The sequence below is a fragment of the Chroococcidiopsis thermalis PCC 7203 genome, from assembly GCF_000317125.1.
Lineage (GTDB): Bacteria > Cyanobacteriota > Cyanobacteriia > Cyanobacteriales > Chroococcidiopsidaceae > Chroococcidiopsis > Chroococcidiopsis thermalis.
This window is the reverse complement of the sequence record NC_019695.1, coordinates 2,645,474-2,667,997: the sequence shown is the minus strand read 5'-3', so window position 1 is coordinate 2,667,997 and position 22,524 is coordinate 2,645,474. Positions and strand designations below refer to the sequence as shown.

The window sequence follows — 22,524 nt, the reverse complement described above, 5'->3', positions numbered from 1 at the left end:
AAACAGCGAGGTTATAAACCTACTTTTCGGACAGACACAGTTATTTAATTTTTTCTTTAAAATTGGTTGATAAGTTTTCTTATACCAATTATTGCTGCTACCTACTTTCTGGTATGTAAGCTGTTACACTTTTAACTAACATTCTCAGTGCGATCGCCTTGCTTGATACTATAACAATCCTAGATGAATCGTGAAATTGATTGCTCGTGTAGAGACGTTACATGTAACGTCTCTACACGGGAACCGTTCACAAATCAATTTGGATTGCTATATTAACTCTGTACATTTTAACTTTTGACTTTTAACTTTTGACTACTGATTTTCCTGAAGATCTAATACTAAATCGTAGATTTGTAACAGGAAACTGAAATAACTTTTGACATCCAAAGGTATGACGCTTTCCCGCGCTGCACTACCCAAGGAAAGTCTAAAATTTTCGTTCTGAATGAGCGATTCAATAGCAGTGGAAAGTTGTTGAATATCTCCAGGTTGGACTAATAAACCATTTTTCTCCGAGACAATTAAATCGGGAATTCCCCCTACTGGCGTTGTGATGACAGGTAATCCCCACCCCATTGCTTCGAGCAAAGCTAAGGGTAATCCTTCATTGTAAGTAGGCAAGATAAACACATGCGCTTGAGTTAATAAAGCATCTCGTTGCTGTGAATTGAGCCAATCATATATAGTAATGCGATCGCCAATGTTGCTAATCTTTAAACTATAGCTCGTGACTAAATCGCGGGCTTTGTCAACCTCTCCATCTCCTGCCAAGATTAAATTTGCTTGGTTTCTTATCGGCTCAGGTAACATGGCAAAAGCACGAATCAGATCGAAAGTGCCTTTACGCTGTCCGATGCGTCCTAAAAAAACAAGATTAATCTGGTTCGATCGCTCTCGGTGAGGGACTTGATTTGGCAATTCAATCGGATTAGCCAGTACTAAGACTTGTTCTGGTTTTAAACCAAATTTATCCACATAGAAATTACGCCAACTCTCGGAAACAGCAATGAAGCGATCGCACTGACTAAATGCCCACAACAATCCTTGTCTGACATTCACAGATAACCCCTGATAAAATTCATGAAACTCAGGACTATTAGAATGTAAAATTACGGGTTTGCGAAACAAGAATTTAGCAATTAAAGTCACGATTGATTTGCGATAAGCACTGCCTCTTTCGGCTACATGCGCGTGAACGATATCCACTTTTTTCGTTAATAGCACCAAGAGAACCCGAACCAGGGCGATCGCAAATCCAAAGGCTTTTTGCATTGCCGAACCATCAACTGCCGTGCCAATATGGTGAATTTGCACGTTAGCAGGAGCGTGTTTTAACATATGCTTTTCTAAAGTTACAATTCCTCCCTGCTTAGATAAGCTGTCTCCCACCATGAGAACATTAATTTGTTTTTCCCCGATCTTTTTCATATGCTAATTCCCACGATTTTAAATTGGTGTACGGGCGGGTTTCCACAAGAAAATCTGCGCGAACCATGTAACATTTGAAAACAAACCCGCCCCTACGAATGTTTGACTTTTGTACGGGCGGGTTTCAACAACCAACCCTGCCTGAACATGTAACATTTGCAAACAAACCCGCCCCTACGAATGTTTGACTTTTGTACTAGGTTATTTGTAAAATCTGTCGATACTCTGCTAAAACTTTTGCTGTGGAAAATCGCTCGGCTCGACGCTGTAATTCAGTAGGTGCTGGCGGACAGTCTAGCGTCTGGGCGATCGCCTCAGCCATCCCCATAACATCCCCTACGGCGACTAATTTTCCATACTTGCCATTTTCTAAAATTTCTGCCGGACCACTTTTGCAATTAGTAGACACTACCGGAGTTCCCACTGCGATCGCTTCTACTAGCACGTTACCAAAACCCTCCCAAATTGATGAGAGGACAAAAACAGTTGCCCTTGCCATATAAGCGTATGGATTACTCACAAATCCTGGCATGACAACGCTGTCTATTAAATCGAGTTCTCTTATTAAAGCCTCTAATTCAGGTCGTTTTGTCCCTTCGCCCAAAATCATCAACCGCACGGGACGCTGCTGCCGTAACTTAGCAACAGCACGGATCAAAGTCGGAAAATCCTTCTGATTCTCTAGCCTTCCCGCACCCATAATAACTGGAGGTTGGTCTGGCGCAAACCAAGGATGAGATATTGGTTCTCTTGCCCGGTCGTGCAATTCTGGAGTTACGACAGGGTTGTAAATTGCCTGAATTTTATCTTTTGGCAAACCAATCTCGACGAGATCCTCAGCCACCCCCTGAGACACGGCGACAATTTTATCCGCCCAAGGATAGAACCAACGCACCAGATGAGGTGTCAGTTGTCTTTTGAGTAGGGTAGAAGTTTGGGCATCGCGTGAGAGATGATTGTGGACGATCGCGACCATTTGAGTCGATACTTTCATCAGTTGCTTTGCCCATAGTGCGACTATATTGGCATCCTCTTGTCCGCATAACATTGCGACAGGTTGCTCCCGCCGCAGATAATTTATCAAATCGGGAAAGCTGAGCAGTAACTTCTGCCGACTTCCCAAGGTAACTAATTCTACCTTTGAAGATACTTGCGACAGATATGGTCCCTCTGCCTTAACTAAAACTAAACTAACTTTTACACCTTGAGCGGCAAAACCATCAGCGAGGTTGAGCATAACTCTTTCGGCTCCGCCACCATCGAGACTTGGGATAAAAACTGCTAGGCTAGAGGTCATTCATTTTTGCTCCAAGTAGTTAATGGCTGAAAATTAGGCAAAAGTTTGAAGCTAAGCATCTATTGAGCTTTGTGAGAGTGAAAAGTATGTCGCCGTATACAACACCCAGAAAATATCATTTGACTTCAAAATTGTGCTTTCAGAAAAATTAGTTAAAAATATGAATGTCAACAAGATTAAGTGCCATAACCCATAAGATGTTTTAGACCAGCGCATCCATGTTATTGCCTGCGTATAAGCTTTAACAAAACCGATTAAGTAAACTGAAACTCCAATCAATCCTAGATCGAGCCATAGATCTAATAAGCCGTTATGAGAGAAGGCTACTTTCCATCCACTGGCTAGCCGAACATAAGCAGATGCTCCTTCATTACCCCGCCAAAAAGCGCTATATCCATAACCTAACCAAGGACGTTCGCCAATTTTGTCGATGACAGCCGACCAAACTTTAGTTCGACCAGTTAAAGTTAAATCTTTTCCCAAACTATTGAGTACAATATCCAAATTGCTCGTAATTAAAATAGCTAAGCCACCGCAGAATAGTGCCACGGCAATATATAGTAGCAGCATCCAAGAAAAGTTCCATCGCAAAGCCCGATATAAGGGAAATAGTGCTATAACAATTGCTAGGATAATCCAAGAGCTAGTAGAAAATGAAAGTAACACTTGACTGACTGCAAGGCTCAAGGTAATCCAGGCTAAATATCGAGATTTTGAACCACTAAAAGCCACGATCGCTAAGACAATCGTGCTTAAAGTCATCATCCGACCGAAAACATTTTTGTGGATATATACCCCTTGCAAAACCGATCCTAAAGCTGTGCTATTTGGGTCAGGAACAATTGCGTAAGCTGGTAACGCTATGGTAAATAATATACTGGATAGAACTGCTATTCCAAAAGTCCAAGCTAAGAGATGCAATTGCTCTTTGTGGCTATATCGTGTAGCGAAATAGATCCCGAATGAAGTCGCACCTGAAACGGCTAAACTTCGTCGCAGCGTGATTGCAGGTGCATCTGACCATAAAATTGAGACGATCGCGATCGCAACTAGCAATAATAAAAACTTACCTTTCCCTAGCGCTTGAATGATTTTTTTCCATCGAAGCAATATGAGTGCAAATGTCGTGATATAAATCGAGTAGAAAGGAATTTGTAGTGCTACAACTCCCTCAGATGTGAGTACGATCAGTGATTCTCCACTGATGATTTCATACAGGCGGGGAAACCAAGCTCCCGTAAGAGTCAGCAACGATATAACTGTAAATATCTTTTCCGCACCAAGTAAAAGTTTCATTCTGAAAAATTTAACTTTTTAAGTTAACTTTTTAAAATTAGCAGGCGATCGCATTGTTAGGAAAATGAATTTCAGATACTTTTCTATATGCGATTTAAACTGTTTTTTTTGATTTGCAAGATAGAGCAACCCACAGCGGAGCCGCTCGCTGTGTTAAGTTTCTGATGATATGTAAAACCGACAGGACAATGATTTGAGGATTGGTAATAATTTTGGCGATCGCAGCGAACAGTTTTTCGCTTTTAAACACTGCTTTTAATTGATTGTAAGCTAAACTAATACTTAAATGAGTTCCAACGATTTCATATCTTCTTGTTAAAGAACGTGTGAGGGCAAAGTTTTTGTGAACTGCATCGACTTGAAGGAAGCGATCGACATCCGCATACATTTGTTGCTGACATGTTAGATAATCGGTAATCAGAGAGCCAGGACGAGAGCAATAAAAATAATATGGCTGAGAGTCGATGATAAACTTTGCCCCACAAATGAGAGCTTTCAAATAAAATTGAAAGTCTTCTCCATAGCGTAGATTGTCATCGAAACTTAAATTATGATGAACGAGAAAACTACGTTTAAATATGGGTTTGACTACACCCAAATCCATTTCAATAAAATCTATTGCATCGATTTGCGTAACTCCTTGAAACTTAGGTCGTCGCCAACCAAATCCTAGCGGAGCAGAAAATCTCGTTCCCCACGGCTGCTTGGCTCGATTGGCAATGAGATATAAGTCATCGGCTACTACATCTGCATCTTCTGCTACAGCGACTTGTAGCAACTTTTCAATTCTTTCAGGGGCAAACCAATCATCAGAATCTAGCAAAGCTATCCATTCTCCCCTAGCTGCGGCAATACCGCGATTGCGGCTGTAGCTAGGTCCCTGATTGCAGTCATTTACCAGTAATTGAAGGCGATCGCATTTATACTGTTGTACCACTTGCACAGTAGCATCAACAGAAGCATCGTCTACAACAATAATTTCTACTTGAGATTCTGTCTGTTGCAATACAGATTTTATTGCCCTGGCAATATAGTCCTCACTATTATATGTGGGTACAATTATTGATACTTTGGGACGCATAAATTTGCCTTATGACGACTGACTTATGACTGATTTTTGTCAAGTGATGTTAACGATCTGATTGAGCTTGCCGCAGGCTATCGATGTAGTATTTCAACTGTCGATAGGTAGCAGGCATACAAAACAGCGCGACCAAACCTAAAGCAGACCACCAACCCAATTGGTAAATAAATAAAGCTCCTACCAAAGCTAGCCACCAAATTGTGGGTAAGCGATAGGCAGGACTTTTAATATGTTGCACGACAAAAACATGGAGAACGGCATAGCTAGCTAAAGCCGCTACCTCGCCCCAGCCGTAGCCGACGAAGCCATTAAAATGAGAGGTTGCAACCAACGCCGTGCCAGCAAACAAGATAATGTGTGCTAAGTGGAAAGCTGTCACTTCCCAGTTGCGCTGCAAGACGTAAAGCACGGAACAATGGAGATTGAACACGGCGTTGCTGAGGTAACTGAGGGCAATAAAAGGATAGATTTGAATGACTGGCAACCAGTGCTGACCGAACAACAACGGTATCAGCCAAGGATTGAGCCAACTAACGAATACTAACAGGGGACCCAGCGCTAAGATCTGAAGGCTCATACCTTCGCTCACTGCTTTACCGAGTCGCACGCGATCGCCTTGGAGACGAGCCAAAGCTGCGATCGACAATCGCCAAGTTGCGGTTTTGACAAAACTCAGGACTTCCACAATCCGAATCGCTAAAGCGACAAATCCCACTGCTTCCGCACCTGCATACCTACCAACCACTAAGGGGTTGACCAGGTTACGCAGTTGCCAAACCCAGGAGGAGGCAGAGTAGCCAACGCTGTAGCTCAGCATTTGCTTAATAACATCTGGTTGCCAATGCAAACGAGGGCGATAATCTGCCCGCCAGTAAAGCAGTCCTAAAGTCATAACTTGTTGCATCCACCATCCAATCGCAGGCGACCAGACACCAGCTCCCTGAAACGCCAGAGGAAGGGCGACTAAGTAGTAAACGAACTGACCGTTCAGTTCGATCAAAGCGACGTGTTTGTAATCCAAGTGCCGCTCTAGTCGTGCTAAAGGAACTTGACTCAGCAACACAACTGGCAGTCCCAGAAACATGACGCGAGCCACATCGCTAAATCCTTCTAGGCGCACCCACTCTTGTAATAAGGGTATTCCTATGAGAGATATGCCAGTACCCCCTAGCGCCAGTAAGAGCAGCAAGGTAAAGGCTTGATGGTAAAGTTTGATGTCTTCTTCATCTTTCTGCCGCACCAGATAAATCTCAATTCCTAACTGACTGAGACTTTGAACGTAGACAAAAATATTTAGCGTGGCAGAGTACAGCCCGTATGTTTTCGGACCTAAAATGCGGGTAAGTAGTAAAACACCTCCCAAAGAGAGAATCATACCTAATGCTTGGCGCAGAACTAAGAACGTCCCGCCTCGCATGACTTGAGTACGTAGGCTCATGCCGTTCTGCTCAGCAAACTATATAAGTTAACCTCTGTTAAACCATACATTTTGTCTTTCCTCGCTAACCGCTTGGTATGGACAAAATTCAATTCAGGGGCGATCGCAAGCTCGATGTCGATCGAACTCGATGCTGATAAATTTGTAGTGTCGTGCGTGCAAAGCTATCCCAGCTCCACTGCTCCACTACTCGGCGGTTGCGATCGCCTATTTGTTGCAACTGAGACTTATGTTGAATTGCATCTTTCATAGCATACAACAAACTGTCCGTTTCTTCTGGATTGTAGAGAAACCCTCCTAAGTCACCGACTACTTCGCTAATACAGCCTTTACGGGGAGCAACACACGCACGACCGAAGGACATAGCTAAAATTACCGAACCCGAGGTTAAGATATCTCGGTATGGTAGTACGATCGCATCGCAAGCATTCATATAGATTTGTAATTGCTCGTCAGCGACAAAACCCGGAATGAATTTAATTTCATGACAATCTTGCACTTGTTGCTGAATCTGTTGAGTTAATTCCTGAGAAGCTTTACCAGCAATCACTAAATAAACTTTATCTTGTTTTAGCTGCTTGAAAGCATTGATGAGTTCGGGAACGCCTTTGTAAGCCCGAATCAATCCCAGAAATAGAAAAATTAGATTGGCATCTGTTATACCTAATTTTTTTCGCGCTGTATCGCGGTCTATATTATTTTCATAGTAGTTGATGTAATGGGGATGTGAAACAACAAAAACCTTATCTTTGTTGAAGATATGAAATGATTTAATAACCGTCTGTTTTGCTTGTACGCAATGAGTAATAATAGCATCGGCAAATATAGCGAGAAAAATACTATAAATTCGCTCTGCACGCACTTGCATGTTTTCGTGATTTTTTAAATCGTGAACTGTCCAGACGATTCTAACTCCTGCAAGCTTTAAAAATATAATTTGACTGAAAAATGCTAAGAGCTTGATTGCGAAAGCTAACGGATTTGATGATAAATAGAATGGGTATAGTGAGTGAAAGTGAACGATATCTGGTCGCCAGCGAATAACCTCTGGAGTTAGAAATAATTTCCCATTATTACTGAAAGTTTTTACGTCTATACCTAATAGCTGGAGATGCGTTACTAAAAGCTGCTGATAAGGATTTCTCGACCACCAAGGCAGAAAAATCACCTTTAAATGGTGCATATTATTCTCACTTTATCAAACGCAAAAGTTTGTAAATAATTAAAATAATTCATGGTTTCTCTTGAGATATTTGGTTATTTGCCATGCTGCTTAGAACAAAAAATTTTATCTCAGGCAACGTTTTGATTCCCATTTTTTACTATTATCTTTTGCACTAAATCCAAAGTTTCAAAACTCATTTTAGTAGCAGAGAATTCACGAACTCGCAGTTTGGCATTTTCTGCCATACCTCGCATTAAAAGGGGATTTTGCAAAGCCCATCGCAGCTTAGCTAAAAGATCGTGGCGATCGCCCTTACGAAATAATAAACCTTCCAACCGATCCGTAATTATTTCTGGCATAGGATTAGCATTTGAAGCAACAATTGGTAGACCGTAAGCCATTGCTTCTAATAAAGCAAAGGGGTATCCTTCATAATGACTGGGAAATAAAAAGAGATCGGCGGCTTTGAGTAACTGCGGTATGTCATTTCGATAGCCAAGAAACAGCACAGATGCTTCTATTTTTGTCGCTTTGACTTCTGCTTGTAACTGCGATCGCAGTTCTCCATCTCCTACCCAAATAAACTTGACTTCAGGAAATTCTTTAGCGATCGCGGGAATAATGGGGATTGGGTCGCTGTATCCTTTCTGTTGGTTCAGCCGACCGACAGTTAAAACTAAACGGCTAGTTAACGGTAATTCTAATTCTTGCCGGAGGCGATCGCGCAGCGCTACAATCTCTTGAAGGCTCTGCTTTTTGTCCATTTCCAGTTTTGTTCCATTATAGATACATTTCACTTCACTAACTGGCATCTGGAATATCTTACCAACTAACTTTTGACTATATTGGGAAACAGCTACCCATTGTTGATTTCTAACTCTCGACCAATTATAAAGTGTTAATTGCCACTGGCTTAAGGTAATTTGGCAAGGAACTAGCTGAAACACCACCACTGTAGGAACATTTAAATAAGCGCAAGCAAAAATAGTACCTAAACTGCGGTCTACCCAAGGAAGAACGATGATAACCGCATCGGGTTGAATTTGTAAAAATAAGGAAAGCGTCCGCAAGCAATCTGGTAAATATTGCCGTAAAGTTCTGAGTTTTCGAGTATAAGTTTCAGCTATTTCTAAACAGTGATAGTTAATTTTATGCTGCTGAAAATCTTGAGCCAGAGAAGTTGTTTGTGGTGTTTTAGGAAAAGCTGCATGAACTTGCCAGCCTTGCTGCTGAGCATCACGGGCAATAGTTAGAGCGTATTCCTCTGCCCCACCCCTTTCTACAGATGGAAAAATAATTAATAGTTTATTCATTAGTTATTTTGAATTTTTCCCATATTTTCTGTCCGCGCCACACAATGCCAAACCGCCACTTCAACCAGAGTCGATGTAGGTGGGGATGACGGTAAGGAAAGAGTTGCTGTTGGACAACTCGCCAAACTTCCGATTGCTGCAATCCTGACTTAGATAGATAGTCTTCTAGCCACGTCAGAAACATTTGTCGCGCTGCTAGAGTTTTGCCACTAACGTGAGAGTCAGTAGTACAGGCTTGGGAGTGCTGGCGATAGAGATACCAACATTGGCTCGATACAAAAGTTGGGTATTTCAAACAGAGTTTGGCATGAAAGGCTTGGTCTTCATACATACCGCGAAAAGATGTTTCATATCCATTTACAGTTTCAACAGCTTGGCGACGTACCATAACATCGCAAAGTGAAGCCCATTCATCTTTTAGAAATAGAATCAGAATGGTAGGTGGAGAGATCGCAGTATTCAAAGGTAATGCATACTTTTGAAGAAAATCTCGCGAGCGATCGCTCTCGTTTCCCGTCCAGCTGTACCACCATTTCGTTCTGCCACAAACCAAGCCAACTTCAGGATGAGACTCTAAAATTGCGACTTGTTGGGCAATTTTATCGGGTAAATAAACGTCATCCGCATCTAAAAAGGCAATATAATCTCCTCTTGCGTGTTGAATTCCCAGATTGCGCGAGGCACTCATGCCGCAATTTTTATGACCTGGATGTTCTAAATAGCGAATTTTTTCGGGATATCGATCGCTATAGTCGCGAGCAATTTTGCTACTGCTATCCGTAGAACCATCATCAACGAGTAACAGTTCCCAAACATCGTATGACTGAGCGATCGCACTGGCGATCGCCTCTTCAATATAATCCTCAGCGTTTAAAAATATAGTAATAATTGAAACAAGTGGCTGCATGAGTTGGGAGTTGGGAGTCGGGGAAAGAAAGCTGAGGGAGACAAGGGAGAGGAGGGAGACAAGGGAAAGGAGGGAGACAAGGCAGAGGGAGGAGACAAGGGAGAGGGGGGAGACAAGGCAGAGGGGGGAGACAAGGCAGAGGGAGGAGACAAGGCAGAGGGGGGAGACAAGGCAGAGGGGGGAGACAAGGCAGAGGGAGGAGACAAGGCAGAGGGGGGAGACAAGGCAGAGGGGGGAGACAAGGCAGAGGGGGGAGACAAGGCAGAGGGGGGAGACAAGGCAGAGGGGGGAGACAAGGCAGAGGGGGGAGACAAGGCAGAGGGGGGAGACAAGGCAGAGGGGGGAGACAAGGCAGAGGGGGGAGACAAGGGAGAAACTCTAGCCACTAGCCACTAGCCACTAGCCACTCTTCACTGTTCAAACATCGAACCAACGCGATAGCCTCCTAGCAAACTCTTCTCCATTCCAGTTTTGAATTTCGACGCGGGGTAGCTCAAACAGATTGCTATGGCGTTGGACGCTAGCGTGAATCGTGGCACAAGCACAGTTAAAGCCAGCATCGCGGACGATAGCTACCGAGTCTGAGGTGTAGTTGCCGAAGGGATAGGAAAAGCTTGTCACCTCGTGTCCGAGCAGTTCTTCAAGTTGAGCTTTGCTGTGGTAAATTTCTTCTTGCTGCGAAGATAAGGGCAGAGAGCAGAGAAATGGATGCGCGATCGTGTGAGCGCCGATTTCAACGAGCGATCCCCGCTCTAGAGTTGCTACTTCTGCGCGGGTGAGAGAACGATGGGTCGAACGGCTACCTGCTGTCATTCCCGCCCAGGTTAGCAGTCGATCTAAAATGCGATCGCGATCGCCTGCTGGTAAAACGCGAAGTAGTTTCCAGACCTCGTAATAGACCAACTGACGTGGAGTGGGGGGATCTTCCTGTTCTGCTTTCCAATGGCGATGCTGCTGGTATGTTGACTCGGTGTAATTGGCAAATTCTCCCAAATCCCACTGATATTGATAGCCATTGATATTTAGCTCTAGTTGCTGGGGTAATGCCCCAGGTTGCAAAAATAGCCGCTCTAACTCATCCCACCAAAATTCTCGTTCGCGATCGACATAGCCGCTAGCAATAAAGATAGTGGCAGGTACGTCATAGCGTTCGAGTATTGGCTTGGCATTGTGGAGGTTATCAGCGTAGCCATCGTCAAAAGTAATGACAACGTGACGGCGATGATGTTTGCCCTCTGCTACGTCTTGGCTCAATCGCCGCAATTGTGTTAGCTGGGTATATTGGCGCAAGACTTGCAATTGCTCGGCAAAGTGCTGGGGTGTCACGCACAATCCCCAAGGGTCACAACTCACGTCAGTGACGCGATGATAGAGCAGAATCAGCGACCCTGGCTGAAGCCGGTTGCGACAGCGACGGGCAAACCGTCGTATCCGATTGGCTCCAGGTATTTTCCCAGGTATTTTCATGATTTACCTCTGGTTTAGTTACCCTCACGCTAATTAACAATTCATAATCAGGATCGAAGTAGTCTAGTTCTTCTTGGCGCAGTTCCTCGACGGCTAATCCTTGTAGAAATGACATTGCAGCTAATACATTGCCATACGCTTCTACTTTTATCTGGGCTGCTGGAAAAGCTTCAGAAAATAACTTCCGAGTTGAAAGGGTTGTAAATCGCCAGTATTCTCCCCAAGTTTCCATATCGCTACGGCTGACTTGGCTAATGCCAGCGAAAGTTGCTAATATAACTCCCCCTGGCTTCAATATCCTGTGTAGAGTTGCGATCGCCGCCCGCACGTCGTAAATAAACGGTAGGGTTTGCGTAATAATAATGCAATCGAAAGTATTTGAGGGTACGCTGTTTTCATCGCAACAGGTCAAGTCAGCGACTATTGTTGCTGCGAGGTTATCCTGAGTTACGTGCAGGATATCGCTTTTGCTGACGCGATCGCTGCCAAACTTGAGCGTGTATTTGTTTTCGCTCACTTCCAATACGTGTCCGCGTATGGCATCGGCATGGCTGGCAAGAAATTTCTCAATGTAATAGCGATCGATCGGCAAACCGCGATTGAAACCGAAGTTTTGGCTGACGGGTTTGAGACGGCGGAGATTACCAAAGCGCACTCCGCCCAAGTGTGACGTACCTCTAAATCTTTTTTGAAATTTCAGCCAGTACAGCAAGTCTCTAGGTAAAACCCGCCGCCCAGCTGACTTTAATACCGTTTTCGCCTGCTGTCGCCACAGTCTCAGCATTCGCCCTACTGGATACAACAATGGATACCGATAAGGCAGTAATTCTGTTTGGAGAACGCTCCACACCTGCGTTCTCTCAGCACCGCGATCGCGTAAGTAAGCCTCTACCCAACGCAAGAAAGTGCCACGAGCGGGACTGGGGTGAAAAGAGTTATACTCTCCCTCCTCAATTGCTATGCGACAACTACTTTGGGGGTGCTGTCGATATCGATCCCAGCATTTCCCGGAGACAAACACGGGTGCTTGAAGAAATATTTTGGTGTAAAAGACCATATCTTCGTACATGGTGCGAAATTCTGGCTCAAATTCACCAATCTTCTGAAATACCTCGCGGCGGATCAGGACGCTACAAGTAGATGCGACGGTAGATTCATTTTGTAAAAAGAGTTCTAGCAGCGTGGGTGGCTGGACTAGAGTGTCGGGTTCAACGCCCAGTTCTGTGAAATAGTTGTATTGGCGATCGCTCTGGTTTCCCGTCCAACTAAACCAAAAGTGAGTGCGTCCGTAAAGCATGGCGGCTTCGGGCTGCGATTCTAGAATAGCAACTTGTTGTACCAATTTCTGTGGCAACCAAATGTCGTCAGCATCGAGAAAAGCAATGTACTCGCCTTGAGCGTGACGAACGCCTAAATTCCGCGCCGCACTCATGCCGCAATTTTGATGATTTTCGTGTTCGAGATAACGGACTTTGTGAGGGTATTGTTCGGCATAGCGACGGGCGATCGCCGTACTCCCGTCCGTGGAGCCATCATCAACTAATAGCAGTTCCCAGTTGTTGTAAGTCTGGGCAAAGACACTGGCGATCGCTTCCTCAATAAATTGTTCTTCATTGAGGAAGATAACAATCCCAGAAACGAGAGGTTTGTCCACGATCGTTTCACTTTTGCTGACTGTCTTCATTGCGATCGTTACTAGTAGGTTTTTGACAAACGTAGTGCAACCACTCGCTATCTCTATCTAAAGAATTAATATCAACGAACTGGGCTTGGCGATTGAGAATAGCAATGTTTTTAAAACCGATATTTACAAGCTGCTTTACCTGCTCTTGCTTTCTAATGTAATATGTCAAATGTCCGAATCCGGCTAAAGGATCGCTAAGAATTTCATATGTATCAGTGTGTATCTGATACTTTCTTACTTTCAAATAACTCATAACGTTAAAAAGATTTCTTGCGATCGCTCGCGGACGTTTCATGTCGTATTTATTAAAGGCAGTGACAATTTTGCGATCGTCTAAATTATGGCTGGAAAATGCAAATATTCCGCCACTTTTTAAAACTCTATAAATTTCTTTCAATGTTTTTATTCTCTTTTCATGAGACATGCAATCTATGCCATTAAATGAAAAAATGATAAAATCAAAGCTTTCCCCATCAAACATATGCATATCGCTAGCATCACCATGTATGAAATTTAGAGAGCTATGCCATTTTAGACACGCTTTCACCATTTCCATCGAATAATCAATCCCCGTATAATTTGAGGTTAGTTCGCTTAATGCGATCGCTGTTCTCCCACCACCACAACCAACATCAAGAATCGCCTTATCTTTGATATGCTGCTCGTACTTTTCAAAAATAGTTTTTTCTTCTATCCATAAGTCTTTTTGCGTGCATATATACTCTTTAACAGTACTTGGCTTTTCATATAAGGTTTGATTAAACAGATCGATTGACATAATTCATGTCCTTTGTTAAATGTTGTATTTGTCAACTTCATTAAAGTCGAAAATTTTCTTTTAACCCAGATTGTTGTAATTGTTTGTTTTTTACGGGCGCGATTACCCATAACTAGAGTTTTTTTATTCTCCTGACTCCTGACTCCTGACTTCTGGCTCCTTTTTCTGTAAAACAGCAGGTAAATTTTCCCAGTTTTGACCGTACTCGCGAATGCAAGCAGATAACCAGCGTTCTAACCCAAAAGCCACACAACCTGTATAGGCTGGTTCTCCGGTGCAGTCTTGAATGTTAAAGCGATCGCCAAAAAATTTACGGTGAAAGTTGAGCGAAGTAATTGCCAAGCGATCGCGATAAAGAAATTCATATTTTAGCGGTTCTAATTTTTGTAAAATCAGTGCGGGATCGCGTTTGTCAAAGAAAGGATCGGTGGCTTCGCGAAGTTGAAAAGGTAATTTAGCCCGGTCGAGTATTTCTGTAATCAACTGACGGTAGGTATTGAGAAAATTTCGGACTGTCTCTTGACGACCGATACAGACGATTTCTCTCATATGAAAAGTCCACTGTCGTTCGCCTGCTTTATAGATTGACTCTTGGCGGAAACAGGGGGAACAAACGGTAATGAAAAGGTCATTTTGCAGTTTTTTGTTGCTCAGGTGGTTGTAAACTGCGTAGCAAGCTGCTGACGGTAATACGTAGCGTGCTGGCGTAAGGTAATTTTGGTCTACTTCTGTCAGCCTTTCGTTTCTGGTAGAATCGACAAACCGCTTCATTCCCTCATTGTTACTGTCGATTTGCGTTGTTAGGGTAGCTAAGTGTGGAAAAGAGCTGAAGTAGTCAGCCAAATCAAGGGAATAAACCGATAGTACTGGCGGAAAGGAATACTCAATTGCTCCTACTACTTCTGCCCAGCTACAAAACAAGGCATCAAGTCGCCGTCGCAGTTCTACCTGAGAACCCTGTAGGGTTAGTAGCCCTGCGTCAGAATTAAAGCAACTGTAGATATTTTCTGACTCTAGTGAAGCAAAAGTTTCCGATGACATTACTAGCTTAAACCTCCGAGCGTCAAATATTATTTTTGGGCGAGTTTAGTTTTCACAAACTCGCTTAAACTCGCGATTGATTGAAAATTTTCGGGTTGAAGGTCTTCGTCTTCTACAGTTATGCCAAATTCAGTTTCTACAAAAGTCATTAATTTGACAATACCTAAAGAGTCAACAATATCGCTGCCTAAGAAAGTTTCATTCTCGCCGAGCGATCGCTCGTTTGCCTGTGGGAATTCCTCCAAGATAAATTGGCGAATCTGCTGTCCTATATTTTGATTTTTTTTGACAATCATTTTTACTCACTTATTCCACAAGTATTTTTTTTAAATGTATTCTTTATTTCGTACCAATATTTGGTTTCATGCCATAAACCACGCAATTCTTTTAAGTTACTCGGAATTAAACTAAAATTTAATAAAATAAGTTCTGAGTATAAATTATCAATTTGAGCTAGTTTTAAGCTAGAAGACCTGTAAAGTTTGGGAAAACTAAACGGTAAATCGTAACTGAATGGTAATTTGAACGGCGCGATGAGCCGCGAATCTACCACAACTAAAGGAATACGACTGTGCCTGATTATTTCAGAACGGATTGCGCCGCTGTACTGCGAAAATATTTGAATATTGCTGATGTATTGAATGTAGCAGTGTGAAAGAAATGCTTGTTTCACTATAGTATATATGACGTAGCAATAATTTTTGCCATTGTCAATTAATAAATGATAGCAGTTAGAATAACTGCTATGGTCTTGAAATAATTTTAAATCTTGTTTTGAGAACTGCTCTGCTATTTGAGGTTTTTCTTGAGATAGGTGAACTATCTCGATCGCACTCCTATTTCTCCCGCTAACTGGTAGTAATACACGTAGCTTTGAATCTAATCTTTTAAATCCTAGCTTTTGCAGGATTTCGATCGCTCTAGGGGCTGGACTGAGATCTGTCAGCGTACAATCTTTTAACCTCAAAACGGGTAGAAGTAACGATAGACTGCGATCCCTATATTGCGGTTTGACTATCCAACTATGAATGTTACAAAAATTCTCAACGCGATCGGCGATCGCTCTACGACTAAAAATTAATCCTAAAAAACCAACAACTTCTTTGCCATCAAACAATCCATAACCGCAATAATCTTCCGCCTGCCAATTATAATCAAAAACGTTTCTCCAATTAACTTGAGCATTTAAATCTAAAAGTAAAGGAAAAACCTCTTCATACATCGAACGATCTATTTTTTGGAGTGAAACCATATTGTTTCTCAACTGAAATTAGCCTACATTAGTAGACCATTGGTATCGCAGCAGGCAAGTCGCCCAACTGCGAGGAGGTGACTTACCCGAGCCATAAATATCGTAAGCTTCTACATCAAAACATGTGGCATATTCAATACAGTCAAGCAGAATTTCACCTCTGAGTAACTCCAGTTCAACGCGACATCGCCCTGGTGTCAGATACATTGGTTCTGTAATGCAAGTCACCGTACCTTCAGCAGGAAGAAGCTCGGGAACTCCTCCTACGACATTACTATCTAGGGCAAAAATGGCATATTCATTGTTGTAATCGTAGATAGTGACTAAAAGTCGTGGTGAGTAAATTGGTTTTTCACTACGGTAGCCGATGGTGAGTTTTAGGCGGCTAATCGAACAAATAACTTTACTTCCATCGCCATCTTCAATATTAATAAAAGTTAATTTTGCGCTGCCATCTCCAGAGCGATCCTGTCGCTGTTCCAATATAGTTGAATTGAGTTGTGTTAGCGATCGCAAGGATAATAGATATTGCTCGATGACATCACCTGAATTTCCTTGAGCCGCTATACTTCCGGCTTTGAGTAAGCAAGCTTTAGCACACAAAGCTTGAACCATTTGCATATTATGACTGACAAATAAAACCGTCCGACCTTCTTGAGTCGCTACATTTTCCATTTTACCCAAACACTTCTTTTGAAATGCTATATCTCCTACTGCTAAGACTTCATCGATAATTAAAATCTCTGGTTCTAGATGAGCGGCAACAGCAAATGCTAGTCTGACGTACATGCCGGAAGAATAGCGCTTTACGGGCGTATCTAAAAATTTTTCGACTTCCGCAAAAGCAACAATTTCATCAAATTTACTTTTAATTTCAACTTTACTCATTCCCAGAATTGCGCCGTTGAGATAAATGTTTTCTCTTCCTGTCAGTTCTGGGTGAAAACCCGTTCCTACTTCTAAAAGACTAGCAACTCGACCTTTAATTCGGATTTTACCTTTGGTTGGTTCGGTAATGCGGCTTAAAATTTTTAGTAATGTTGATTTTCCGGCTCCGTTTCCACCGATAATACCAACGCACTCGCCCTGCTTAACTTCAAATGAAACATCCTTGAGCGCCCAAAATTCTTCGCGAGTTGGTTTAAATTTGTGCGTGCGTTTGGGAGTTAATAGTCTTTGAGTTAAAGACTTGGTTTTCTCAGTAATTTTTTCTCGCAAATTAGTATATCCACCTGCTTGCTGCGCTAGCAGATATTTTTTTCCCAACTGCTCGACACGAATAACGGTTTGTGACACGATCTATTCCTACAATTTAAATCACGTCTGCGAAGGTGCGCTCCGTGCGTCGAAAATACCAAATACTGCTAGTCAGTAAGAGTAAAACTAACCCTACGCTCAGAATTAATCCTGGTAGGTAAAGTTGAGCTTCTCCCCCTAAAATTGCCCAACGGAACCCATCAATCACCCCTACCATCGGATTTAGAGAATATAGCAATCGCCACTGTTCGGTAACGATATTGCTACTAAAACCTACAGGCGAGATGTATTGACCGACTTGAACGAGAAACGGTACGACATGGCGAAAATCTCGATATTCGACTGTTAAGGCTGCTAACCACAGTCCAGCGCCTATTGCCGCAGCAAAGGCGATCGCAGTAAATAAAGGTAGTGTGAGAATTCGCCAATCAGGTACGAAATTGTACCATGCCATTAAAGCTAGTAATATCATACCAGAAATTAAAAAATCTATAAAGCAGACCACAACTGCACTTACGGGAACGATTAAGCGAGGAAAATAAATCTTAGAAATAATTTGAGAGTTCGTAATTAAGCTATTGCTACACTCGGTCAGGGCATTTGCGAAAAATTGCCAGGGTAGCATTGCGGCGAACACCATAATCGGGTAAGGCACGTTTCCTTCTGAGGGCAATTTAGCCAAAACGCTAAAAACTACTGTCAGCACGATCGTAGTGAGAAACGGTCGAATCAGCGCCCAGAGAATACCGATCGCGGTTTGTTTGTACCGAACCAAAATATCTCGCCAAGCGAGGAAATATAATAATTCGCGATAGTCCCAAACATCTCGCCAATACTGACTTTCAGTTTTGCCTGCTTCTAATACGATCTCGCGCGTTTTCATGTTGATGAAGGGTGGAAGTCGGAAATCGAAGGTTACAGAGCGCTAACTATCCTTTGTAGAGACGTTACATGTAACGTCTCTACATTGACAACCGATCCATTACCCATTACCTATTACCATTTCACCTACTAGAGACTACTGTGGTATCGAGATTGTCTTGACTTTGATAATGGAAGGAACTGTAAGGTCGATTTTCGGACGGAACGCTATTGGCAACAACTCCCAGCACTGTCTGACAGGAACATTTGAGAGCCTCTCTTGCCGCAGCTGCATTAGTATAATCGACCACCCCTAGCCTAGCGACCAACAAAATTCCATCGGTAATTTTTCCTAGAGTTAAAGCATCTGCCGCTACTACCAAAGGCGGAGCGTCGATGATGACGAAATCGTAGCGATCGCTTAAAGAACTAACCAATGCAGCCATTCGCTGTGAGTCGATTAAAGCCATTGGGTTAGGTGGCACGACTCCAGCCGTAAGAACGTGTAAGTTGGGCATAACTTGTTCTACTGCTGCCTGAAAGTCGGTTCCGCCAACGAGGACGTGGCTCAAACCCTCTACATTCGTTTGCTGCCAAATATGGTGTTGGATCGGAGAGCGGAGGTCGGCATCAATTAATAGTACTCTGCGTCCTAGCTGGGCGATCGCGACGGCTAAATTAGCACAAACGGTCGATTTGCCTTCTTTGGGTACTGAACTCGTCACGACGACAGCTTTGAGCGGACGATCTAAATTCAAAAACCGCAAGTTAGCTTGTAACATGCGATAAGCTTCCGCTGTCAACGAGCGAGGGCTATTTCTCACCGCTAGTTCGGGAACTGGACAATCTTGCTGTCGTTCAGGTTTCAATTTGATGAATTTACCAAGTTGAGGAATGCTACCAATTAAGGTATAACCAAACAACTGCTTAATTTCTCTAAGTGTTTTGATTGATGCGTCGCTCAGTTCGAGTAAAGTAATCGTGGCGATCGCCAGTAGTATTGCGGCGATTCCTCCTAAACCGAGAGTCATCACTCTTTTACCCAATAAGGGAGTTTCTGGCACTAATGCTGTTTCAATAATGCTGGCGTTACCAATATTTCTGTTTTGCTCTACCCGTAGTTCTTGCAGTTTTTTCAGCATTAATTCGTAGGTAGCTTGGGCGGCTCTGACTTGTCGCTCTAACTCCCGTTGTTGCTGCTCTAATTGCGGTAAAACTGTCGCTCTTTGCCTGTAGTTCGTTCTAGCTTGAGCTAAAAATTTTAATCTATTAGACAAACTGAGGCGTTCGACTTCCGCTCTTACCAAGTCTTCAGCCAATTTTTGTTGCAACTCGCCTGCTTCTAAATTGCGATTCGATACTTGCTTCGAGTTGCCCAACATTTGTCCTATGCGTCCTTCTAACAACTGTTTGAGGGCATTCCGTTTTTGTTGTAATTTTTGGACTTCGGGGTATGTGTCTTCAAAACGAGTTTGGAGGACAACCAAATCGCCTTCTACCCGTTGTAATTCTGCCAGGGTCTTTTGTATTCCGGGGGACTCTTTGAGAGAATTAATCGGTACGACATCTTGGGAAGTGAGGGCAATTTCTTTTTGCAGTTTTGTCGCTCGACCTTGAGTTTGTACGAGTGCTGCTTCTGCAAGTGTGATTTGGTCTTGTAGTTCCTTCAGCACTTCTACAGCTGAGATAGCTTCATGTTCTAAGCTAACGATTTGGTGTCGTTCCTTGAAACGGCGCAAACTAGCTTCAGCTGCCCGCACCGTGCTTTCTGTCTGCGGCAGTTGCTTGACGATAAAATCTTCTGCGGCTGAGGCTTCGGCACGGTTACTCTGAATGTTGTAATCTACATAGGCGCTCATCAATTTATTGACGACTGCTGCTGCTTCTTGAGGATCTTTACTTTCGTATGCGACTTGCAACACGTCAGTAGCGGGAATATTTTTCAGTGTCAACTGGCTAATCAGTGCTGTCGGTTTGAGCGGCTTACCTTCCTCATCTTTAAGGGTGAGAGCAGCGATCGTTTTCTGTGCCAACGGGATCGAACTGACGATTTCCGACTCGGTACTCACCGGATTGCTCTCAGCGCTGAGCGGTTCCAAGCGCGGCTCGTACTTTTCAGGGTTGAGACTAGAAGTCTCGCTGGGCTTTTTGAGCAAGAGCTTGCCTTCTGCTTGGTATAGCGGCGCTTGCAAAAGGGTTACGATTGTTGAGAGTCCTAAGACAAAGCCAAATACCCCTGCTGCTGCCAACCATCGTCGTTTGATGGCTAACTGCAAGTTTTGCAAGTTGATGTCTACGGCTTCTCTAGATTCCACTCTAGATTCCATAAGCTAATGGTAAGTTGCTGCTGATTGAGAGCGAACGTTTCGCGACCGGAGATATTTCTGGCGCAAGTGCTACTGGGAATAGGGCGGGTGGCTAGTTGAACTGTGCCGCGATCGCCACTCGAATGAGGGACTTAATTGTTAACGAGAACGATACTTTCTTGGCAGTATATCACTATAAGCATAAATGAGATCGGCTTTCAGGGTAACAAATACAACTAGGGTAATTCAACCTTTTGCGCTTTTAATCCCGAATCAGCGATCGCCTGTTGGCACTGTTGTCGATTTCGATAGCCTGCAAATAATTTCCGTTTGAGCCTACCGATCGTAGCGATCGCCTCTCCACTGGGCGCGCAGGGTAATATTATTGCATCTTCCCGTTCCGAAAACATCAATAGTAGCTGCCTAATCCGCTCTCCATCAATTCTTTCCCGGGGATGGAGGATCAACGCCGAGCGAGCTTTATACATTAACCAGTCATGCTGCCACTTACCACCTACCGCAATATCCAAAGCAAAAGCTGCTTCCGGTAGGCGATCGAAAAATGCTGGTGAGTTAGTATCGCCGCAAAATAATAGGTGATCCATGCCCAGCGTGTACCAATGCGACTGCTGGAAACGTGGGGTGACAATTGTTGGATTAGCTTTATAAGCAGCAGCTTTATAGGGAGGTTGTTGTATTTCTGGGACGACTGATTTAACTTCTTTATCTATATTTAGGGACGGGTCTTCTTCTGGTTGAGCTGCTGCCGATTTGAGAGAATGTTCGATGGGAGAATTGGGAATTTGCTTCAGCTTTTCTTCAGTAACGGCTTTCAAAACTTCTTTATGCGTGACTTTACTACCCGCATTAGCCTGTTGAATAAATTTGTCGCGGATTGCATCGGGAGTCGAAGGCGAAGCTAAGCGATAGAGCGCGGATGGCTCGATGATCATCTGTGCAAATTTTGCATAAGGAAATGCTTCGTATACATAAATAAAGTTGTATGCCGTGCGCCGACTCCACCCGAATTCAGCTCTCAGCCAAGCATCGAAGTAGCCATGTCCTTTTAGTTCTGCTCTCACCTCAACTAATTTCTTCCCAATGTCCCATATATCTTGAGCTGTACGCTGCAAGCGCTCCTTCAGCTCTTTAGTTCTTTGCTGAACGAGCGAACGGTTTTTCTCACTTAAAACTCTGTAATCGAAACCTGGCTCTAGCTCCATTTGTTTAGATTGTTTAGATTTGCTTGGCTTGCATTTGTCGATCCGAGTTTATGACCTTCGATTAATTTGTTGACGCTTATTTGTGATATTTTTTAGAGATTCTGTTGTAGAAAATGATACAAACCTGATTTGAGTCAAAAGGAAGTTTTAAACACATAAGTTAAAAATTCAATCGAAAAAATAGACATTAAATTTATTTTAGAATTTTCAGCCGACGATGGATAGAGATCGCTAGCATAAACCGATACTAAGAATTTAACGACGACCATTTTATGCCTTAACTATGGGGGTTTAGGTTTATCAAGTCGAAAACGTTACGATAAGTTAAGAATCTTTTTTAATTTATTGCTTGCGAAATTTTACGGAAAATTGAACCAAGGTTGGGGTAAGTTATCACGAATTATCCGTGAAATTACGGTTGACAATATCCAAACGACGTTCGGGTCGAAGATCTGTCCTGCACCAATTCCATCGCCGTTCCCCCTTACCCGTTGTCCGTTCCCTCGAACAGATAGTTAGGCATGACATTTAGGGATAGATTACATTCAGGGCTAAATACTGGTTGCAGGTTGAGTGCGATCGCGCCTCGCGCTCAACAACAACTACATAGCACAAGTCACACCAACAGCTACAAATACGGTTTCATGAAGCGATCGCAAGATGGATAGAAAAATGGGTTGCGTAATTCCACCTAGTTAGAGTATATTAACTCTGGCTGCATTAAAAT

The 22,524-nt window shown here is 43.1% G+C and carries 20 protein-coding genes; 2 read left to right on the top strand and 18 right to left on the bottom strand.

The genetic code is table 11. The features are described from left to right. Nucleotides 1-312: 312 nt before the first annotated feature. From CHRO_RS11705 to CHRO_RS11670, 8 genes are all read right to left on the bottom strand, one after another. A complete protein-coding gene (locus CHRO_RS11705; protein WP_015154423.1) occupies nt 313-1,428 on the bottom strand; it encodes a glycosyltransferase family 4 protein in 1,116 nt (371 codons plus the stop codon). A 196-nt stretch (nt 1,429-1,624) separates the two neighbouring features. Next, nucleotides 1,625-2,725: a glycosyltransferase gene (locus CHRO_RS11700; protein WP_015154422.1), complete on the bottom strand. Its 1,101-nt coding sequence runs from the start codon at nt 2,723-2,725 to the stop codon at nt 1,625-1,627. 51 nt (nt 2,726-2,776) lie between these two features. Further along, a complete protein-coding gene (locus CHRO_RS11695) occupies nt 2,777-4,021 on the bottom strand; it encodes an O-antigen ligase family protein (RefSeq protein ID WP_015154421.1) in 1,245 nt (414 codons plus the stop codon). 94 nt (nt 4,022-4,115) lie between these two features. After that, nucleotides 4,116-5,102, bottom strand: a complete 987-nt coding sequence (locus CHRO_RS11690; RefSeq protein WP_015154420.1) for a glycosyltransferase family 2 protein — start codon at nt 5,100-5,102, stop codon at nt 4,116-4,118. Between the two features lie 49 nt (nt 5,103-5,151). After that, complete coding sequence (locus CHRO_RS11685) at nt 5,152-6,543, bottom strand: oligosaccharide flippase family protein (protein WP_015154419.1); 1,392 nt, start codon at nt 6,541-6,543, stop codon at nt 5,152-5,154. 88 nt (nt 6,544-6,631) lie between these two features. Then, on the bottom strand, nt 6,632-7,726 hold the full coding sequence (locus CHRO_RS11680) for a glycosyltransferase family 4 protein (RefSeq protein WP_015154418.1): 1,095 nt from the start codon (nt 7,724-7,726) through the stop codon (nt 6,632-6,634). A gap of 110 nt (nt 7,727-7,836) precedes the next feature. Next, nucleotides 7,837-9,021: a glycosyltransferase family 4 protein gene (locus CHRO_RS11675; protein WP_015154417.1), complete on the bottom strand. Its 1,185-nt coding sequence runs from the start codon at nt 9,019-9,021 to the stop codon at nt 7,837-7,839. Then, complete coding sequence (locus CHRO_RS11670; RefSeq protein ID WP_015154416.1) at nt 9,014-9,928, bottom strand: glycosyltransferase family 2 protein; 915 nt, start codon at nt 9,926-9,928, stop codon at nt 9,014-9,016. Before CHRO_RS11670 ends, CHRO_RS11675 begins: the two co-directional genes overlap by 8 nt. Nucleotides 9,929-9,931: 3 nt before the next feature. Between CHRO_RS11670 and CHRO_RS32095 the strand changes: the two genes are divergently transcribed. Next, nucleotides 9,932-10,324 carry a hypothetical protein gene (locus CHRO_RS32095; RefSeq protein WP_015154415.1) on the top strand — a complete coding sequence of 131 codons (393 nt, stop codon included), beginning with the start codon at nt 9,932-9,934 and terminating at the stop codon, nt 10,322-10,324. A gap of 21 nt (nt 10,325-10,345) precedes the next feature. Here the strand turns inward: CHRO_RS32095 and CHRO_RS11660 are convergent, their stop codons facing one another. From CHRO_RS11660 to CHRO_RS11615, 10 genes are all read right to left on the bottom strand, one after another. After that, the gene (locus CHRO_RS11660; RefSeq protein ID WP_051033221.1) at nt 10,346-11,395 is read right to left on the bottom strand and encodes a polysaccharide deacetylase family protein; all 1,050 of its coding nucleotides are present in this window, start codon (nt 11,393-11,395) and stop codon (nt 10,346-10,348) included. Next, nucleotides 11,283-13,079 carry a glycosyltransferase gene (locus tag CHRO_RS30460; RefSeq protein ID WP_015154413.1) on the bottom strand — a complete coding sequence of 599 codons (1,797 nt, stop codon included), beginning with the start codon at nt 13,077-13,079 and terminating at the stop codon, nt 11,283-11,285. The genes CHRO_RS11660 and CHRO_RS30460 overlap by 113 nt, the downstream gene beginning before the upstream one ends. Then, on the bottom strand, nt 13,057-13,857 hold the full coding sequence (locus tag CHRO_RS11650; RefSeq protein ID WP_015154412.1) for a class I SAM-dependent methyltransferase: 801 nt from the start codon (nt 13,855-13,857) through the stop codon (nt 13,057-13,059). The genes CHRO_RS30460 and CHRO_RS11650 overlap by 23 nt, the downstream gene beginning before the upstream one ends. 123 nt (nt 13,858-13,980) lie before the next feature. Then, nucleotides 13,981-14,898, bottom strand: coding sequence for an aminoacyl--tRNA ligase-related protein (locus CHRO_RS11645; RefSeq protein WP_015154411.1), 918 nt, complete (start codon nt 14,896-14,898; stop codon nt 13,981-13,983). Nucleotides 14,899-14,927: 29 nt separating this feature from the next. Further along, a complete protein-coding gene (locus tag CHRO_RS11640; RefSeq protein WP_015154410.1) occupies nt 14,928-15,194 on the bottom strand; it encodes an acyl carrier protein in 267 nt (88 codons plus the stop codon). Between the two features lie 2 nt (nt 15,195-15,196). Further along, nucleotides 15,197-16,150, bottom strand: coding sequence for a hypothetical protein (locus tag CHRO_RS11635; RefSeq protein WP_015154409.1), 954 nt, complete (start codon nt 16,148-16,150; stop codon nt 15,197-15,199). Nucleotides 16,151-16,168: 18 nt separating this feature from the next. Beyond that, entirely contained in the window at nt 16,169-17,446 is a 1,278-nt protein-coding gene (locus tag CHRO_RS11630) for an ABC transporter ATP-binding protein (RefSeq protein WP_015154408.1), read from the bottom strand. A gap of 16 nt (nt 17,447-17,462) precedes the next feature. Next, complete coding sequence (locus CHRO_RS11625) at nt 17,463-18,290, bottom strand: ABC transporter permease (RefSeq protein WP_015154407.1); 828 nt, start codon at nt 18,288-18,290, stop codon at nt 17,463-17,465. 121 nt (nt 18,291-18,411) lie between these two features. Then, complete coding sequence (locus tag CHRO_RS11620) at nt 18,412-20,595, bottom strand: GumC family protein (protein WP_015154406.1); 2,184 nt, start codon at nt 20,593-20,595, stop codon at nt 18,412-18,414. 215 nt (nt 20,596-20,810) lie between these two features. After that, entirely contained in the window at nt 20,811-21,797 is a 987-nt protein-coding gene (locus CHRO_RS11615) for a DUF3102 domain-containing protein (protein WP_015154405.1), read from the bottom strand. Between the two features lie 521 nt (nt 21,798-22,318). Between CHRO_RS11615 and CHRO_RS32090 the strand changes: the two genes are divergently transcribed. Continuing rightward, the gene (locus CHRO_RS32090; protein WP_158631977.1) at nt 22,319-22,465 is read left to right on the top strand and encodes a hypothetical protein; all 147 of its coding nucleotides are present in this window, start codon (nt 22,319-22,321) and stop codon (nt 22,463-22,465) included. Nucleotides 22,466-22,524 lie beyond the last annotated feature (59 nt).

Bases quoted from the DNA above. Each gene is read 5' to 3' on its own strand.
- CHRO_RS11705 (WP_015154423.1), bottom strand. From the start codon at position 1,428: ATGAAAAAGATCGGGGAAAAACAAATTAATGTTCTCATGGTGGGAGAC.
- CHRO_RS11700 (WP_015154422.1), bottom strand. From the start codon at position 2,725: ATGACCTCTAGCCTAGCAGTTTTTATCCCAAGTCTCGATGGTGGCGGA.
- CHRO_RS11695 (WP_015154421.1), bottom strand. From the start codon at position 4,021: ATGAAACTTTTACTTGGTGCGGAAAAGATATTTACAGTTATATCGTTG.
- CHRO_RS11690 (WP_015154420.1), bottom strand. From the start codon at position 5,102: ATGCGTCCCAAAGTATCAATAATTGTACCCACATATAATAGTGAGGAC.
- CHRO_RS11685 (WP_015154419.1), bottom strand. From the start codon at position 6,543: ATGAGCCTACGTACTCAAGTCATGCGAGGCGGGACGTTCTTAGTTCTG.
- CHRO_RS11680 (WP_015154418.1), bottom strand. From the start codon at position 7,726: ATGCACCATTTAAAGGTGATTTTTCTGCCTTGGTGGTCGAGAAATCCT.
- CHRO_RS11675 (WP_015154417.1), bottom strand. From the start codon at position 9,021: ATGAATAAACTATTAATTATTTTTCCATCTGTAGAAAGGGGTGGGGCA.
- CHRO_RS11670 (WP_015154416.1), bottom strand. From the start codon at position 9,928: ATGCAGCCACTTGTTTCAATTATTACTATATTTTTAAACGCTGAGGAT.
- CHRO_RS11660 (WP_051033221.1), bottom strand. From the start codon at position 11,395: ATGAAAATACCTGGGAAAATACCTGGAGCCAATCGGATACGACGGTTT.
- CHRO_RS30460 (WP_015154413.1), bottom strand. From the start codon at position 13,079: ATGAAGACAGTCAGCAAAAGTGAAACGATCGTGGACAAACCTCTCGTT.
- CHRO_RS11650 (WP_015154412.1), bottom strand. From the start codon at position 13,857: ATGTCAATCGATCTGTTTAATCAAACCTTATATGAAAAGCCAAGTACT.
- CHRO_RS11645 (WP_015154411.1), bottom strand. From the start codon at position 14,898: ATGTCATCGGAAACTTTTGCTTCACTAGAGTCAGAAAATATCTACAGT.
- CHRO_RS11640 (WP_015154410.1), bottom strand. From the start codon at position 15,194: ATGATTGTCAAAAAAAATCAAAATATAGGACAGCAGATTCGCCAATTT.
- CHRO_RS11635 (WP_015154409.1), bottom strand. From the start codon at position 16,150: ATGGTTTCACTCCAAAAAATAGATCGTTCGATGTATGAAGAGGTTTTT.
- CHRO_RS11625 (WP_015154407.1), bottom strand. From the start codon at position 18,290: ATGAAAACGCGCGAGATCGTATTAGAAGCAGGCAAAACTGAAAGTCAG.
- CHRO_RS11620 (WP_015154406.1), bottom strand. From the start codon at position 20,595: ATGGAATCTAGAGTGGAATCTAGAGAAGCCGTAGACATCAACTTGCAA.
- CHRO_RS11615 (WP_015154405.1), bottom strand. From the start codon at position 21,797: ATGGAGCTAGAGCCAGGTTTCGATTACAGAGTTTTAAGTGAGAAAAAC.
- CHRO_RS32090 (WP_158631977.1), top strand. From the start codon at position 22,319: ATGACATTTAGGGATAGATTACATTCAGGGCTAAATACTGGTTGCAGG.